Origin of the sequence: Acidithiobacillus ferriphilus (genome assembly GCF_028215975.1) — a bacterium.
Classification (GTDB): Bacteria; Pseudomonadota; Gammaproteobacteria; order Acidithiobacillales; family Acidithiobacillaceae; genus Acidithiobacillus; species Acidithiobacillus ferriphilus.
In genome coordinates this window covers 2,620,162-2,636,628 of sequence record NZ_CP116458.1, presented here as the reverse complement: position 1 = coordinate 2,636,628, position 16,467 = coordinate 2,620,162, and the positions used below count along the sequence as shown (strand labels likewise).

Here is a 16,467-nt window from a genome sequence, read left to right as displayed (position 1 = left end):
TGATATCGGGGAAAAATATGCGATATAGCGACCTTCTTGCCGACTGGCTTCAGGACCTTGGTTATACGCACTGCTTTTTTGTGGCAGGCGGTAACATTATGCATCTGCTTGCGAGCATCAGCGAACGCTTTACCTGCATCCCTGTCGTGCATGAGGTAACAGCTGGTATCGCTAGCGAGTATTTCAATGAAAGCAGCACCAAAGGGCGCGCTTTTGCATTGGTCACTGCTGGCCCCGGATTGACCAATATCGTGACCGCTATCAGTGGCGCATGGCTGGAAAGCCGCGAGTTGCTTGTTATTGGAGGTCAGGTAAAAACTGAGGATCTGCGCCGAAGTGCCTTGCGCCAGCGGGGTATCCAAGAAATCAACGGCGTAGATATCGTCAAGCCAATTACTGTTCAGTCAGTGCTGATGGATCACATCCTTGATAAAGCCGAATTTTCCCGGATTGTGCGGGCTGGGAGCACGGATCGTAAGGGTCCTGTATTCATTGAGATCCCGCTGGATATACAAGGCAGAGATGTAACCCCGGAAACGCTTGTCATACCGGCCACTACATCATTGAACGCTTCGCTCCCAGAGATTACCTGCGAACAGATTGCGCAACTCATCCTCGACATTCGGTCCGCGACCCGGCCGATCCTGCTGATAGGAGGTGGTGTGCGCCGCGAGGTGACACATCGGTTGTGTGACGCCTTTAACAGGATGGGTGTGCCGATCATGACCACTTGGAATGGCGCGGATCGAATAAGTGCTGACCATCCCTTATACTTTGGGCGTCCCAATACTTGGGGGCAGCGTTATAGTAATATCCTACTCCAGCAATCTGACCTTTTGATTGCCCTGGGTACCCGACTGGGGATGCAGCAAACAGGTTTCAACTGGCAAGAGTTTATTCCGGTTGGAAGGATTGTCCAGGTGGATTGCGATAAGTCTGAGTTGGAGAAGGGGCATCCCAAAGTGGATGTCCCCCTTCATGGCGATGCAAACACGGTCATCGAACAATTAGCTGCGGCGGATCTGGGTGATCATCACGAATGGGTTGGCTACTGCCGTATGGTCAAGGAAGAGCTACCCTTGGTTGATGCCATCAATAAGACGCGAGAAGGCTATGTTTCTCCATACCTGTTTGTGCAGAAACTATCGGAACTGTGCGGTAATGACGATATAGTAGTTCCATGCAGTAGTGGCAGCGCCTTTACGGTAATGATGCAAATCTTTGGCCAGAAGCGGGGTCAAACCATTGTGACCAACAAAGGGTTAGCCTCTATGGGTTATGGACTGGGAGGGGCAATTGGGGCCGCTCTCGCTCACCTTGATCGCCGGGTTGTTCTGGTGGAAGGTGATGGCGGTTTCTCGCAGAATTTACAGGAGTTGGGCACGGTCTCCATAAACCAGCTAAACCTGAAAATATTTATCTTCGATGATAACGGCTATGCATCTATCCGGATGACACAGCGCAACTACTTTAGTGGTAGCTACGTCGGTTGCGACTTAAAGACAGGGTTAGGATTGCCCAATTGGATCAAGCTATTTGATGCTTATGATATTCCAGTAATATGTATAAATTCCGAGTTCGAGATGAACGATAAATTCGTTGAGATGTTTAATCAACATGGACCTGCGGGATTTATAGTTGCCGTGGATCCAAATCAAACATACTTCCCTAAAATTACCAGCAGGGTAACAAAAGACGGAGGCATGGAATCCAACCCATTACACCGTATGTCGCCGGATATCCCCGATGATTTATACCGGTTGGTGGCACGTTATATCAGTGATCAATAATTATTTTATGAGTGCTTATTTTTCCCGCTTTAACGTTTTGTTAATAGGCGGATTTCAGTGGTTATTCTTTATAAACCTGTTTGTCTCTCCAATATGCGCATTTAATTTTTTATTTTCTCCGCTTCATTATGTATACGGCAAATTACCGTATACAGGAGGTGAAGTTATGTCTGCTGTTGCCCGATTTGATTTAAAAATGGATGCAGAGGAAAAGGAGGTTGTCTCCCGCGCTGGGGCTTTAGTGGGTACCACGATGGTCGCATTCGTACGCACGGCGGCCAAAGAAAAGGCACGTACACTGCTAGATCGGGAGTCCCGCATCACGATGTCAGATCGGGATTTTCAGGCATTCACGATGGCGCTTGATGGAGCATTCACGCCCAATGCCGCGTTGCAAAACGCGATTGATTTCGCGCGCAAGGCTCGGCGTGCTTGAGGAGTAATGCTTTGATCCACAGCGCCATAACCGCTCAACTTTCACCTCTGGCGTCGGCGAGTTGGACGAATATCTTCATCGCTTCGCCGTTCAACAAAGCAAGAAGGGTATTGCCGTGGTGCGCGTGCTGGTCGACACGGACATGCCAAAAACCATTCTAGGCTATTACGGTTTAAACGCCGCTCAAGCTGTACATTCGACGCATCATGGTCTTGGACTGGGGCGACTCCTCATGGGATGTGTCGTTGCACGCTGTTTAGAGGCCCGCAAGCATGTGGCCGCGTATGCGCTTGTGGTCGATGCGCAGGAGGAGGAAGCCAAGGTGTTCTATGCGCATTATGGATTTATATCCTGCCAGGATAACCCGATGATCCTGTACCTACCGCTTGGCGCGAGCTGATACATGACGGAGAGGAACGGCTTGGATCAAGTTGCGGTATATATCATCTTGCTCAACTGGAACAGCGCCGCCGACACCCTGCGCTGCCTGCGCGCATTGACTCTGTTGCGCGGGGTACAGGCGCGGGTGATGGTGGTGGACAACGGCTCAGAACCTGCGGATCTGGAACGGCTGCGTTCGGGCATCGCCCGCTGGGGCCTTGCGGTGGAGCTGGTGGAAACGGGGGAGAATCTGGGCTTTGGCGGCGGCTGCAATGTCGGGATGCGCCTGGCCCTGGAGCGAGGGGCGGAGTTCGTCTGGCTGCTCAATAATGATGCGGTGCCCCACCCCGAGGCCCTGCAGGCGATGTTGCGGGTGATGGCGCGGGATGGGGAGGTCGCGGCGGTGGGCTCGGTGATTTATGACCTGGAGCGGTCGGAGCGGGTGCAGACCTGGGGTGGGGGGGGGATTTGGCGCTGGGCGGGGGTGGCGCGGCATCACCGTCGGCTGGTGGCGGCGCGGCGTCTCGATTATCTGACGGCGGCCAGCATACTCTTGCGCCGCGAGGCGCTGGAGCGCACGGGTCTCTTTGATGACGATACCTTTTTCATGTATTGGGAGGATGCGGATCTGTGCTTTCGCCTGCGCGCGCAGGGCTGGAAGCTGGCGGTGGCCGGGGACGCGGTGATCTGGCATCAGCGCTCGTCCAGCCTCGGGCACGCCAATCCCCTCAAGGATTATTATGTCACCGTCTCCTCCCGCCGGTTTTTGCGGCGCTACGCCCCCAGGCCGCGCCTGGCGATGACTCTGGGCGCGTTGGGGCGCATTGCGCGGCGCCTGCTCCGGGGCCGGTGGCGCAATGTGCGGGCGATGGTTTCCGCGCTGTGGGACAGGCCTTACGACCTGTCGTCGCCCACCGCCGTGGGCGTAGCCTCCCAGGGTGACGGGCCGCTGCGCGTGGCGGTGGAGGCCACCATCCTCTCGGGGCGGCTGGCGGGGATCGGGCATTATACCGCCGCGCTGTGTCAGCAGCTGGCCGCGGATGAGGGGGCGACTCTGGCCTACTTTACGGCGCGGTCCTGGGCGCGGGAGCCGCCGCGGCAACCCGGCCTGCGCATTCCCCACCCCTTGCAGTGGCGCAAGCGCATTCCTCTGGGGCGGGAGCTACAGTTTATCTTGCAGGGGCGGCAACTGATCCGGCTGGAACGTTTCTGGCGGCCGGATCTGATCCTGGGGCCCAGTTTCGTCCTGCCGCGCGCCAAGGCGCCGTCTGTCCTGGTGGTGCATGATCTTTCCCATCTCCGCTATCCGGAGGTCCACCCGCCGGCCCGTGTGGCCTTTTTGAACCGTCACTTGCGACCGGCCATGGCGCGCGCGGGGGCCGTTCTGACGGACTCGCGTTTTACGGAAGTGGAATTGTTGCATTACTTCCCGGAGGTGGCGGGGCGGACCCATGTGGTCTATCCCGGTATCAGCGGGCGTTTCGCTTTGGCTCCGGCTGCGGAAGTGGAAACGGCACTGGATGGGATTTTGCTGGGAGATGAGCGTCGCTTTTTCCTCTTTCTCTCCACCCTGGAGCCGCGCAAGAATCTGGCGGGCTTGCTGGCGGCCTACACGGCCTTGCCGGCTGCCATCCGTAGGGCGCACCCGCTGGTGCTGGTGGGGCAGATGGGCTGGCAGGAGACTAATTTCGCCGCAATCCTGACGGGGATGTTGGCGCGCGGCGAGGTGCGGATGCTGGGCTACCTGCGCGACGAGCTGCTGCCGGCGCTCTATCGCCGCGCCCTGGCGCTGGTCTACCCGTCCCTCTACGAGGGCTTTGGTCTGCCCCCCATCGAGGCCATGGCCACGGGCTGCCCGGTGCTGGTGGCCAACGTCAGTGCCCTGCCGGAGGTCTGCGGCGATGCGGCGCTGTATTGCGACCCGCTGGATGTGCGGTCCATCACCGCGGCGATGCGGCGGTTGGCGGAGGATGAGGTCTTGCGCGCCCGGCTGGCGGCGGCGGGGCCGGCGCGGGCAGCGCTCTATACCTGGGAGGTGGCGGCGGCGCAGGTGCTGGCGGTGATGCGGGAGGTGGTGTCGCGTTAACTCATTGGTGGCTGTCATAAAGCCCCCATATCCAGCGTTACCGTCTGTCCCTGCAATCGCGTATCTATCCGCCGCGCGGCTTCCTGCAACAGCGGTACCCAGCTTTCCTGACGGCGCTCAATGGGTGCGGAGATGCTCAGTCCGGCATTCCAGGGCAGCGGCCCACGGAGCAGCACCCCAAGGCAGCCGACGCCGATTTCCGCCTCTTCATTATCCAGCGCATAGCCGCGCTCCAGAGCCGTGCGGGCGTCCTTCCAGAGTGTCGGGATGTCCTGCAGGGTGTGTACGGTGAGCGCCGGTAAGTGGGTGCGGGTGGCATAACGCTCGACCGCCGCCTCACCATTCAGCGCCAGCATCAGCTTGCCGACGGCGGTGGTGTGCAGGGGCGCGCGACTGCCAATCACCTGCTCTACCCGCATCATCCGCGACGAGGTGGCGCGCTCCACATAGACGACTTCGTCATCCTGCTGAATGGTGAGGTTCACCGTTTCCTGCACCTGATCGCGCAGCCAGGCCATGATGGGCCGGGCGATGGCGCGCAGGTCGCTGCGGCCGTGGGCGAGTTGCGCCCAGTCTTGCAGGTGGGGGCCGAAGCGGTAATGGCCGACGGCGTCCCGGGTGAGCAATGCGTTGTCCTGTGCCGAGGCGAGAATGCGGAAGGCGGTGGAGGGCGCCAGACCGGTCACGGCGGCGAGTATCTTGAGGGGGGCGTTGCCGCCCTCCGCCGCGAGGGCGTCCAGCAGGGCGCGCAGGCGGTCGATGACCTGGATGGAGGAGTTTCTGTCGCTGGCGGAGTCTGACATGGAATATTCCGTATGGTGGAAACGATACCCTATTGCGGAATCATACGGTCTTGCTTAGAGTGGGTGCAATCTTTTTTTGTCACAGGATCATTGCGCCATGACCGCTCAAAGCACCTTGCCTGCCAATGCTCCCGCCTTCTGCGCGGGTATGTTCCACTTTGGTGAATCGTGGCCGAATTTCGCGGAGTATGGCCGCAGTGCCGCCATCGCCGCCGGCCACAAGGCGGTTCCCCATCCCGCGGCCAAGGAAGCCGTCTACCAGACCCTGCTCATGGCCGACGCTCTGCGCTACTGCACCTTGCAGATCTGCGCCGCCAAATCCTCCGGCCATCCCGGCGGCTTTGCCTCCAGCGCTGAAGCTTATGCGGCGCTGGTGATGCTCGGTCATACCAACATCGTCACCGAAGTGGGCCACCACGCCCCCGGTTTCTACAGCGCCATGTTCCTCGACAGCTCGCTGGAGGACATGGGTATCCGCGACATGAATGACATGATGGCGCGCTTTCGCGAGCGGCATGGTCTGCTCGGCCATCTCTCCGGCGCCATCCCCGGCCTGCTGGCGCCGGCGGGTCCATTGGGGCAGGGGCAGCACTTTGCGATGGCGGGTGCGTTGCTGCATCCCGGCACCCTCTTCCCGGTGACCATCGGCGATGGCGGTTTCGGCGAGCCGTACGTGTTGAGCGCCATGAAGCACTTCCACTTTGCCTATCCGCGGGTCACCAATTACCTGCCGGTGCTGGTCTGGAACGGTTTCAGTCAGGAGCATCACTCCATGGTCTCCCTGATGACGAATGACGAGATGATCGCCTACTGGCGCGCCCATGACTTCGACGAAGTCATCCTCGTGGATGCCAGGGATTTCGACGACGCCGGTCAGGAAGGGGCCTATGTCGACTCCGCGCGCTTCTCCTTCGGCCAGCGTCTGGCCTTTATGGAGGCGGTGCTGACCGGTGTGGCCAGGGCGGCGGAGCACGCCCTGAGTGGTCGTCACAGCGCCTTCATCCTCAAGCAGTTGAAGGGTGCGGGTGTGCATGTTTCGGGTGCCAAGTCCCACAATCTCTATCCCAAGGACACCCCGGAATCGCCGGAGATCAAGACGGCGCTGGAGCAACGTGCCCTGAGTCCGGAAGCCTGGGCGCTGGTGCGGGAGAACTTCGCGCGGGCCGGTGGTGGTCCTGCCGCCAAAACGGCGGTGACCGAGCAGGTGCTGGACATCGCCCGGCTGGATGACTTCCCCATGCAGGATTTCAATGTCGGCGAGCAGGCTGTGCCCGCCACCGCCATGGGCGCGCTGGTGGCCTGGCTGGGGCAGCAGGACCCGCGCTTCGTGGTGACCAACGCCGACGGCAATGAAGCCTCGGCCATGAAGAACATCAACGATGCCCTGAAAATTCGCCACCCCACCGTGGATCCGCTGTACAACCAGCAGCCCGGCGGGCAGGTTTATGAGCCCTTGAACGAAGATGCCTGTGCGGGTCTGGCGGCGGGTCTGGCGCTCTTCGGTAGCCGTTCCCTGTGGCTGTCCTATGAGTCCTTCGCCATTAACGGCTGGCCCATTATGCAGACGGTGGCCCAGGCCATGGCCGAGCTGCGCCGCAAGACCCCGTCCACCGTCTGTATGTTCACCGCCGGTGCGCTGGAACAGGGCCGCAACGGTTGGACCCATCAGCGTCCGGAGATCGAGAATTACTTTGCCGCGCAGATGCGCAACGGCAACGTGTTCCTGCTCTATCCCACCGATGCCAATGCCATCCAGGCGGCCTACGAGTACGCGGTGAACAGTGTCAACAAGTCGATGGTGATCGTGGCTTCCAAGAGCCCCCTGCCGGTGCGCCTGACCATGGCACAGGCCCGCGCGGCGGTGCGTAAGGGGGCGGCGCTCCTGCATGATACCGGTGCAGGGCAGCGTGGCACCGTGACCCTGGCGGTGACCGGCGATATGGTCCTGTTGCCGGTTTTTGCGGCCAAGGATGTGCTGGAGACAGAGGGCTACCGGGTGCGGATCGTTTCAGTGATTAACCCCCGTCAGTTGTACCGTCCGGCGGATGTGGCCGCGCATACCGTCTCCGAAGCCGATACCGGCTTCATGGACGACGCGGATTTCCACGCCCTCTTCGCCGGGGACTGGCTGCTGGGCATCAGCGGCGGCACCTCCGGGGCGCTGGAGCCGGTGCTGCTGCGCAGCCGGGCGACACAGCGCGACGTGCTGGCCTGGTTGCGGGGTGAGACCACCGCGACGCCGGGCGAGTTGATGGCCTTCAACGGGATTACCGCCGAGACCATCGTCGGTAAAATCCACGGCTTTGACGCCGGTTAGGGACGACCGGATGAGCGACAGCAAGATCATCGTCATTGACGACGACCCCACGGGTTCGCAAACGGTGCATTCGTGCCTGCTGCTGACCCGTTGGGATACGGAAACGCTGGGCATCGCCCTGCGCGATCCGGCTCCGCTCTTTTTTGTCCTCAGCAACACCCGGGGCATGGCGGCAGCGCGGGCGGCGGCGGTGACCCGCAAAATCTGCCAGAATCTGCGGCTGGCGCTGGACCGCTTGGCGGCGACGGGGCAGGCGCTACAGCCTATTCTCGTGAGCCGTTCCGATTCCACCTTGCGCGGCCATTATCCGGTGGAAACCGATGTCATGGCCGCGGAACTGGGGCCTTTTGACGCCCACTTCCTGGTCCCCGCTTTTTTCGAGGGTGGACGCGTCACCCGCGATAGCGTGCATTACGTGCGCCAGAACGGGGTTGAAACGCCAGCCCACGAGACGGAATTTGCCCAGGATTCGGTGTTCGCCTTCCATCACAGCTATTTGCCGGATTATGTGGAGGAGAAGACCCAGGGGCGGATTCCGGCGGCGGCAACGGAGCGCCTTACGCTGGCGGATTTGCACGCCGGCTGCCTGCCGCGTCTGCTGGCGCTCAAGGACAACGCTTGTGTGGTGGTGGATGCCGTGGAACCTGCCGATCTCGCCGCTTTTGCCCGGGATTTGCGAGTGGCGGCGGCACAGGGCAAGCGCTTCCTGTTCCGTAGCGCCGCCAGCCTGTTGACGGCGCTGGCGGACTTGCCGCCGCAGCCGGTCGCGGCCACCGCTATGGCGCGACTGGTACGCGGCGGCAAACCGGGTGCCATCGTGGTCGGCTCCCATGTGCGCAAAACCACCGAGCAACTGGAGCGCCTATTGCAGGAGCCCGGTCTGGAGGCGATCGAGGTGGATGTGGATGCCTGCGCGGGCGACGCGGGGTCCAGGCAATTGCCAGCCGTTTTGCGGCGGGCGGCGGCGGCGCACGACAAAGGGTTGGACGTGGTCATTTACACCAGCCGCAGTGAGCGCCGCTTTGCCGATCAGGCTGCCCGCCTGGTCTTTGGGGAGGGGGTGTCCGCCTTCCTCATGGCCGTGGTGCGGGGCTTGCCGGAGGACCTCGGTTTTCTCATCAGCAAGGGCGGCATCACCTCCAATGATGTGCTCAGCAGCGGTCTTGCCCTGCGCATGGCGCGGGTCATGGGGCAGATTCTGCCGGGCTGCTCGGTAGTGACTTGTCCTGCTGATCATCCCCGCACGCCCAATCTGCCGGTGGTGATTTTCCCCGGCAATGTGGGGGATGCGGAGGGCCTCGCGCTCGTCCGTCGGCGTTTGCGCGGCGCGGCAATTGAGTAGCGCGTTCCATGTCTGCCCCTCCTGACAGCGCCGCCTTTCTCGCCGAACTGCGGGCGGCGCTGTCGGCGGATGCGGTATTGAGCAGCGCGGAAGAATTACGCCCCTATGAGTGTGATGGCCTCTCGGTGCTGCGCGAGTTGCCGCTCTGTGTGGTCTTGCCCACGGACCGGGAGGGCGTGCGGGCGGTCCTGCGAATCTGCCAGCGCTACGGCGTGGCGCTGGTGCCGCGTGGCGCGGGTACCGGTCTATCGGGGGGCGCGCGCCCGATCCGCGGCGCCGTCCTCCTCAGTCTGGCCCGCCTGCGTGATATCCTCGCCATCGACTTGGAAAACCGTAGCGCACGCGTCCAGCCAGGCGTGCGGAATCTTGCCATCAGCGAAGCGGCGCGGCCCTTGGGCCTGTATTACGCCCCCGACCCCTCCTCGCAGATCGCCTGCAGCATCGGCGGCAATGTGGCGGAAAATTCCGGGGGTGTGCATTGCCTGAAATATGGTCTCACCGTCCACAATATTCTGGCGCTGGAAGTGCTGACGGCGGCGGGCGAGGTCCTGCAGATCGGCAGTCAGGCCCCCGACAGCCCCGGCTATGATCTGCTGGCGCTGATGACCGGCTCCGAGGGCCTGCTCGGGGTGGTGACCGAATGCACGGTGCGCCTGCTGCCGGTGCCGGAGCATACGCTGGTGCTGCTTGCCGCCTTCACCAGCGTCGCGGCGGCGGCGGAGTCGGTCAGTGCCATCATCGCCGCCGGGATCATCCCTGCCGGATTAGAGATGATGGATCGGCTCGCCATCGAAGCCGCCGAGGATTTCGTCCACGCCGGCTATCCTCGCGATGCGGCCGCGATCCTCCTCTGCGAACTGGACGGTTCGGCCGCAGAGCTGAAAGAGCGCCGACTGGCAGTGGAGGTGATTCTCCAACGGCACGGCGCCAGTGCCATCCGCATGGCCGAGGATGCCGCGACCCGCCTGCTGCTCTGGAAAGGCCGCAAAGCCGCCTTCCCGGCGGTGGGGCGTTTGGCCCCGGACTACTACTGCATGGATGGCACGATACCCCGTCAGCGTCTCGCCGAGGTGCTGGAGCAGATCGCCGCCTGGTCGGTCGAATATGGTCTGCGGGTGGCCAATGTCTTCCACGCGGGCGACGGTAACCTGCATCCCCTGATTCTCTACGATGCCAATGCCGAGGGGCAGTTGCACGCCGCCGAAACATTTGGACGGCGCATCCTCGAACTCTGTGTGGCCGTCGGTGGCAGTGTCACCGGCGAGCACGGTGTCGGCGTCGAGAAGCTGGATAGCATGTGCGTCCAGTTCAATGCCGCCGAGTTGGCGCAACTCCATCGCATCAAAGCGGCCTTCGATCCCGAAGGCCGCCTCAACCCCGGAAAGGCCGTGCCCAGCCTGCATCGCTGCGCCGAGCTGGGGGCCATGCATGTGCATCATGGCCTGTTGCCCTTCCCCGAACTGGAGCGTTTTTGACATGGACCAGAGCCAGGCCTTACAGGCTGCCGTGCAGGAGGCCCACGCCAGATCCCGACCCCTCACCATTCGCGGCGGCGGGACCAAGACCTTCTATGGCCGGCAAGCGCTGGAATGCGACCCGCTCGACCTCAGCGGTCATCAGGGCATCGTCGACTACGCGCCCAATGAACTCTTTATCACCTTGCGCGCGGGTACGCCCTTGCAGGTGCTCGAAGCGCAACTGGCGGAAGCCGGACAGATGCTGCCCTTTGAACCCCCGTATTTCGGACCCGCCGCGACCATCGGTGGCACGCTGGCCTGCGGCTTGTCCGGTCCGCGCCGCCCTTACGCCGGATCGGCCCGCGACGCCGTACTGGGCATGCGTATCCTCAACGGCCAAGGCGAGATCCTGCGCTTTGGCGGGCAGGTCATGAAGAATGTGGCCGGCTATGATGTGTCGCGGCTGATGGTGGGGGCGCTGGGCACCCTCGGCGTCCTGCTGGATGTCACCCTCAAGGTCTTGCCCCGCCCCAGTCACAGCCTGACCCTGCGCCAGTCGGCAGCTCCCGCCGCCGCCATCCAGCGCATGAATCTCTGGGCCGGACAGCCCCTGCCGCTCTCCGCCACGGCTTATGATGGTGAACATTTGTATGTCCGTCTTTCGGGCATCGGGAGCGCCGTGCAGGCCGCACAAGCCCGGCTCGGTGGTGAGCGTCTGGCGGATGCCGAGGCGGCATCCTTCTGGGACGACTGGCGCGAGCAGCGCCACGTCTTTTTTCAGGGGGATGCGCCCTTGTGGCGCCTGGCCGTCGCCCCCGCCACACCGCCTCTGCCCCTCCCCGGCCAGACCCTGATCGAATGGGGCGGCGGCCAGCGCTGGTTGCGTGGCTTCCGTGATGCCACAGCCGTGCAGCGATTGGCGGCGCAGCACGGTGGCCACGGGACGCTGTTTCGCGGCGGCGAGCGCGGCGGCGAAGTGTTTCATCCCCTCGCGCCACCACTGCTGGCGATACAACAACGGCTCAAAGCCGCCTTCGACCCCCATACCCTGCTCAACCCCGGCCGCATGTTCGCCGCACTCTGAGGCCCGCCCATGCAAACCCAGATCGCCCCCCGCTTTCAGGACGACCCCGCTGTGGCCGAGGCCGACGCCATTCTGCGCACTTGTGTCCACTGCGGCTTCTGCACCGCCACCTGTCCCACCTACCAGATTCTCGGCGACGAACTGGATGGTCCACGCGGCCGCATCTATCTCATCAAGGAATTCTTCGCCGGGGCCCCGGCCACGGAGCATACCCTGACCCATCTGGATCGCTGCCTCACCTGCCGCGCCTGCGAAACGACCTGTCCATCCGGCGTGCGCTACGCGCGGCTGGCGGAAATCGGTCGCGAGTATATTGAAGCCGAGGCGGGCCGTCCGGTAGTGGAGCGGCTGAAGCGCCGACTGCTGCGCGCTATCGTCCCGCACCCGGAGCGCTTCCGGCTGCTGCTACAATTCGGCGATACTTGCAAAGCCCTGCTGCCGGAAGCCTTGGCGCGCAAGGTCCCGGCGCTGCCCAAACCCTTGTCGGCCAGATCCACCGCTTTGAAACCGGCCCACCAACGGCGGGTCATCGCCCTCGCCGGCTGCGTACAAAGCGTGATGAGCCCGGCGACGGGGGCGGCGCTGGAACAGCTGCTCGGCGCCCTCGGCATCGCCGCCGAGGTCCCGGCCAGCGCCGGCTGCTGTGGCGCGCTCAGCCTGCATCTCAACGCCCACGCCGAAGCGCAAGGTTACATGCGCCGCAATATCGACGCCTGGTGGCCGCTGATTGAGGCCGGGGCCGAAGCCATCCTGGTCAGCGCCAGCGGCTGCGGTAGCATGGTCAAGGAATACGGGGAGGCGTTACAAGGCGATCCGGTGTATGCCGAAAAAGCCGCCCGTGTCGCCGCCCTGGCCCGCGACCCCAGCGAATGGCTCCTGGACCAGGCCGAGGAAATTCCCTTTGTGGCTGTCGATCGCGGCACCGTCGCCTTCCACGCCCCCTGTTCCCTGCAACACGCCCAGCGTCTGCAAGGGGGGATCGAAACGCTCCTGCAACAGGCGGGATACCGCTTGACCGGCGTCCGCGACAGCCACCTCTGCTGTGGCTCGGCGGGTACCTACTCCATCCTGCAGCCCGTGCTGTCCCGGCAGTTACGCAATCAGAAGCTGGCGGCTTTGCAGACCGAACAGCCGGATTGTATCGCTACGGCTAATATTGGTTGTCAGATGCATTTGCAGAGTGGGTGTGCGACACCGGTGCGGCATTGGCTGGAGCTTTGTGCCGAGGCTCTGCGGTGGTGAGCCCGCTAAATGATCCCCGGAATGAGCCGGTAGGTGCGATAGCGGTATTCTTGATAGGCGGGTCCGAACGCGACCGTCAGGATGTGTTCTTCTTTGGCGATTCGCCAGAGGTAGACCACAATGACGGGAAGGATGATCATGACCGCGGTGGTCAAACAACCAAACGACAGCGCCAAGCCGGAAAAACACAGAAGCGCTCCCGTATAGGACGGATGGCGCACCATGCGGTACGGTCCATGCCGGATCAGTCGATGTCCCGGCTGGATGGCCAGGTCCACGGTGAAAAATCTCTTTAACGTCATGATTGCATATGACCTCAACAGTAATCCCGCCACCAGTAGCGAACAACCCAGCCGCGGCAGATATAGCGCTATATGCGGCTCATGGCGGACTTCCGCCGCCACCATACAAGCCCAGCTTCCGACGCTGGCAAAGATCGCGGTGTTGAATATGCTTGAGGAGCCACCATCCTGCCTGTTCGCATGCATGGGTGACCGGAAAAAATATTCCAGATACAGTTCCAGCAATATCCATGCGGATAGCGCCGCCAACAATAAAACCGCCGATACCGTCATTCACCACCTTCTTTGATTTTTTGCCCGGTTGGTACAACCCTAGCCATGTCCCACCATACGCCATATTGCTGCCTCAATGAACAGCTACGGTGCATCCACAGACATTGATCGTGGCTGATCGGTGGGGATCATGGCGCGGCAGCGGAAGAAATGGGATCTCTGTCAATCCAGCCGTAACCACCCCTTGCGATAAAATACCCACGCCGTCAGCACTTCCACCAGCACCAGCCCGCCGGTCACCGCCGTAAAGCCATAACGCCAGTGTGGAAAAGGCCCTAACGGCACATTCATGGCCGCGGCGCCCGGAATAAAGAGCGGAATCGTCGCGAGAATAATCAGCGCCGCCATGAATTTGAAGAGGTGGTTCACATTGTTGTGCACCACATAAGCGTAAGATTCCAGCAGCTCATTGATGGTCGCCTGATCACTGTCCACCTGATCCCGCACCTGGGACAGCTCGATGCGGGTGTCTTCATGGATTTCCATCAGGTCAGCATCCTCGGCGGGCAGGAAGTGGCCGATTTCACTGACCACGTACTCCAGTTGCAACAGGCCCAGATCCAGTGCCAGCAGGCGATCATTGATGTCCAGACCGCGATATACCACGTCATGCCGTTGCGCCTGGCGCAGATCCCGTTCCACCACGGCCATCTCCCGGGCCACTGAACGCGCTGTGGGCAGATAATTGCGCGTGACTTCGGCGATGATGCGCAGCACCAGTTCCCAGCGTTTACGTGGTTTCCGCGGATCGATCAATCGGCTCAGGAAGGGAATCTCCCGCTCGGTCAGGGTGACAAAATAGCCGGGTACGAAATACAAACTCAGAGGTACCAGCGTGAATTGTCCTGCCGCGCCCTCTTTCGGTAGCGGCATCTGGAATTGCAGAGAAATCAATCGTTCTTCCTTGATCAGCGGGCGCGATGCCTCGCCTTCCAGGCGTTTGCGCAGAAAGCTCTCGGGGATGTCCAGAGTCGCCGCCGCCTGCGTCAGCTCGTTGGCCGAGGGGGCGTCCAACGCCATCCAGCTCCGCCGGTTGGCGTTCCCGGACAGCAGACAATCGCGGGTGATGCGCATCATGGAGCTGCCCTCACATGGAAAAAAAGCCGTGTTTGCGCGCCCAGTGCGCGAACAGCCAGGTCACGCCAAAGACATAGGCGAGCAATCCGAACCAGAGATAACGCCAGTGCTCGAGGGGCAAGGGCGTCATCATGTGCCAGGGCATGATGAAAGCGATGGGCATCATGAGCAGGGCCAGCCATACCGTCATCACCTTCATCACCGTATGGGCATTGTTCTGGACAATGCCATTATAGGCATTGGTCACCGTCAGATAGCGCTCATGAATCAGATTCACGCCCTCTTCTATCCGGCGCTGCTCGCGCAGCGCCACGTCCAGCAACGGATAGACCGGTGATTCACCGGGTGTGGCACGCAGCGCATCGCGGAGAATGAGGCCGGTTTCCCGCAGGGCGATAACCAGTTCGCCGAGGTCCCGATTCAGGACCACAATCTGGCGCAGTTCGACGTTACCCATGGAGGTTTTGAGGGCCATGCGCAGCGCCTGCAAGCGTTCCACCAGCACCCGCGCCACCCGCTCGTGACTATAGATGACGTTCAGCAGCACGCGCTGCAGCACTTCGCCCATGGCGCTTTGCCGCAACTCGCCCAGCCAGTCCTGCTGCAGCGGCTGGATCAACGTTTCCTCGCCCAGAATCGCCAGACTCCGTGGCGTATGATGCAGGGTCAGGTGCGCCATCCGCGCCACCGTGCCGAACTGCGCATCTTCCTCCAGCAGCGCTACGGGCAGGCGCAGGGTTATCTCCTCATGCCGGCAACAAAGACGTTGTTCTACGCAGTGCCGCAGCGCGGCTTCCAATTGCGGACACCGACCCACCTGCTCCGGCGTCAGCAGAAAAAGCCCGTCCGCCGTATAGCGTTCGGCGGCGATCCATGCCCCTGCGCTTTTATCGTAAAACTGGCAACCCATGGCGCGCACTCAGATCCAGTCTCTCTTGCGGAAAATCATGAACAGCATCCCGGATATCGCGAATCCGCCCCCCATGAGCACCGGCCACGCATAAGTCCAATTCTGCAGGGGCAGGGGTACATTCATCCCGTAGATGCTCGCCACCGTTGCCGGGGCCGCCACGACCACGGTCCAGGCCGTGATGATTTTCAGGGTGTTGCTGATATTGTTTTGCAGCACGCCGACATAGGCATCCATCATGTTGGTAATGGTGGAGGCGTAAATTTCGGTCATGTCCCGCGCCTGCTGAAGATCGATGAGGGCGTCGGCGATGTCTTCCAGGTCGCCCTCGCCCTGTTTGAGCAGCGGCAGGCGCATGGTTTGCTGCGCGACCGAGATATTACCTTTGAGCGCCGAAGAAAAGAGGATGAGGCTCTTGTTGAGTGCGAGAAGTCGAAAGAATTCGTTGTTATTCTGAGAGTTGCGAAGTATTTTCTCGGTTGCGGCAATTTCGGTATTGATAATGCGCAGGGCGCGCAAATAGTCCCGTGCGATGGCCTGAAAAATCTCCGCCAGCAGCCCGCGCACATGCAGGGCCTTACCGCGCTGGCGCTGCCCGCGCAACTCGTTCCAGAGGGCGAGGGGCTGGGCACTGGCCGTCACCATCTGCTGGGGTAGGAGCCAGAGCCCCACGGGCAGGGTACGGAAGTGCAGTTCGGCGGCGGCCTGCATGGGGGCGGGCACCTTGAGGATGATCAGGACGATATCGCCCTCCCGCTCCAGACGCGGGCGCTCATCCTCGTCGGAAACGTCCTGAAACAGATAATCCGGCACCTGCAAATGCTTGGCGACAAAATCCAGCTCCGCGGTCGTCGGCGCCACCACCTGAATCCAGGTCGCGCTCGGTGGCCACTCGAAGTCGGCGGTGACTTTCAGTTCGGCATCCGTCTTTTCGTTAAACCAATGCAGCATTCCGCCCCCTCCGTGC

The 16,467-nt window shown here is 61.8% G+C and carries 14 protein-coding genes; 9 read left to right on the top strand and 5 right to left on the bottom strand.

The window, feature by feature from the left end:
• Positions 1–17: 17 nt before the first annotated feature.
• From PJU76_RS13285 to PJU76_RS13270, 4 genes are all read left to right on the top strand, one after another.
• Complete coding sequence (locus PJU76_RS13285; RefSeq protein ID WP_271779900.1) at positions 18–1,790, top strand: thiamine pyrophosphate-binding protein; 1,773 nt, start codon at positions 18–20, stop codon at positions 1,788–1,790.
• The gene (locus tag PJU76_RS13280) at positions 1,747–2,226 is read left to right on the top strand and encodes a type II toxin-antitoxin system TacA family antitoxin (RefSeq protein ID WP_271779899.1); all 480 of its coding nucleotides are present in this window, start codon (positions 1,747–1,749) and stop codon (positions 2,224–2,226) included. Before PJU76_RS13285 ends, PJU76_RS13280 begins: the two co-directional genes overlap by 44 nt.
• Before the next feature lie 61 nt (positions 2,227–2,287).
• A complete protein-coding gene (locus tag PJU76_RS13275) occupies positions 2,288–2,626 on the top strand; it encodes a GNAT family N-acetyltransferase (protein ID WP_271779898.1) in 339 nt (112 codons plus the stop codon).
• 3 nt (positions 2,627–2,629) lie between these two features.
• A complete protein-coding gene (locus tag PJU76_RS13270; RefSeq protein WP_271779897.1) occupies positions 2,630–4,693 on the top strand; it encodes a glycosyltransferase in 2,064 nt (687 codons plus the stop codon).
• A gap of 14 nt (positions 4,694–4,707) precedes the next feature.
• Here PJU76_RS13270 and PJU76_RS13265 read toward each other — a convergent pair whose 3' ends face one another.
• Positions 4,708–5,496, bottom strand: a complete 789-nt coding sequence (locus tag PJU76_RS13265; RefSeq protein ID WP_215880348.1) for an IclR family transcriptional regulator — start codon at positions 5,494–5,496, stop codon at positions 4,708–4,710.
• Between the two features lie 97 nt (positions 5,497–5,593).
• On the opposite strand from PJU76_RS13265, the gene PJU76_RS13260 reads away from it, so the two are divergent.
• Genes PJU76_RS13260 through glcF form a run of 5 tightly spaced genes read left to right on the top strand, consistent with a single transcriptional unit; the run spans position 5,594 to position 12,938 of the window.
• Entirely contained in the window at positions 5,594–7,813 is a 2,220-nt protein-coding gene (locus tag PJU76_RS13260; RefSeq protein ID WP_271779896.1) for a phosphoketolase family protein, read from the top strand.
• Positions 7,814–7,823: 10 nt separating this feature from the next.
• Positions 7,824–9,155 (top strand): four-carbon acid sugar kinase family protein, encoded by a 1,332-nt coding sequence (locus PJU76_RS13255; RefSeq protein ID WP_271779895.1) that lies wholly within the window; start codon positions 7,824–7,826, stop codon positions 9,153–9,155.
• A gap of 8 nt (positions 9,156–9,163) precedes the next feature.
• Entirely contained in the window at positions 9,164–10,630 is a 1,467-nt protein-coding gene (locus PJU76_RS13250; RefSeq protein ID WP_271779894.1) for an FAD-linked oxidase C-terminal domain-containing protein, read from the top strand.
• A gap of 1 nt (position 10,631) precedes the next feature.
• Positions 10,632–11,696 (top strand): glycolate oxidase subunit GlcE, encoded by a 1,065-nt coding sequence (gene glcE, locus PJU76_RS13245; RefSeq protein WP_271779893.1) that lies wholly within the window; start codon positions 10,632–10,634, stop codon positions 11,694–11,696.
• A gap of 9 nt (positions 11,697–11,705) precedes the next feature.
• Positions 11,706–12,938, top strand: coding sequence for a glycolate oxidase subunit GlcF (gene glcF, locus PJU76_RS13240; protein WP_271779892.1), 1,233 nt, complete (start codon positions 11,706–11,708; stop codon positions 12,936–12,938).
• A gap of 5 nt (positions 12,939–12,943) precedes the next feature.
• Here the strand turns inward: glcF and PJU76_RS13235 are convergent, their stop codons facing one another.
• The 4 genes from PJU76_RS13235 to PJU76_RS13220 all read right to left on the bottom strand — a co-directional run bounded on the left by PJU76_RS13235 (position 12,944) and on the right by PJU76_RS13220 (position 16,451).
• Complete coding sequence (locus PJU76_RS13235) at positions 12,944–13,489, bottom strand: methyltransferase family protein (RefSeq protein ID WP_271779891.1); 546 nt, start codon at positions 13,487–13,489, stop codon at positions 12,944–12,946.
• Between the two features lie 186 nt (positions 13,490–13,675).
• Positions 13,676–14,590, bottom strand: a complete 915-nt coding sequence (locus tag PJU76_RS13230) for a CorA family divalent cation transporter (RefSeq protein ID WP_271779890.1) — start codon at positions 14,588–14,590, stop codon at positions 13,676–13,678.
• Positions 14,591–14,600: 10 nt separating this feature from the next.
• Positions 14,601–15,500, bottom strand: coding sequence for a CorA family divalent cation transporter (locus PJU76_RS13225; protein WP_271779889.1), 900 nt, complete (start codon positions 15,498–15,500; stop codon positions 14,601–14,603).
• 9 nt (positions 15,501–15,509) lie between these two features.
• The gene (locus tag PJU76_RS13220) at positions 15,510–16,451 is read right to left on the bottom strand and encodes a magnesium transporter CorA family protein (protein WP_271779888.1); all 942 of its coding nucleotides are present in this window, start codon (positions 16,449–16,451) and stop codon (positions 15,510–15,512) included.
• Between the last annotated feature and the right edge of the window lie 16 nt (positions 16,452–16,467).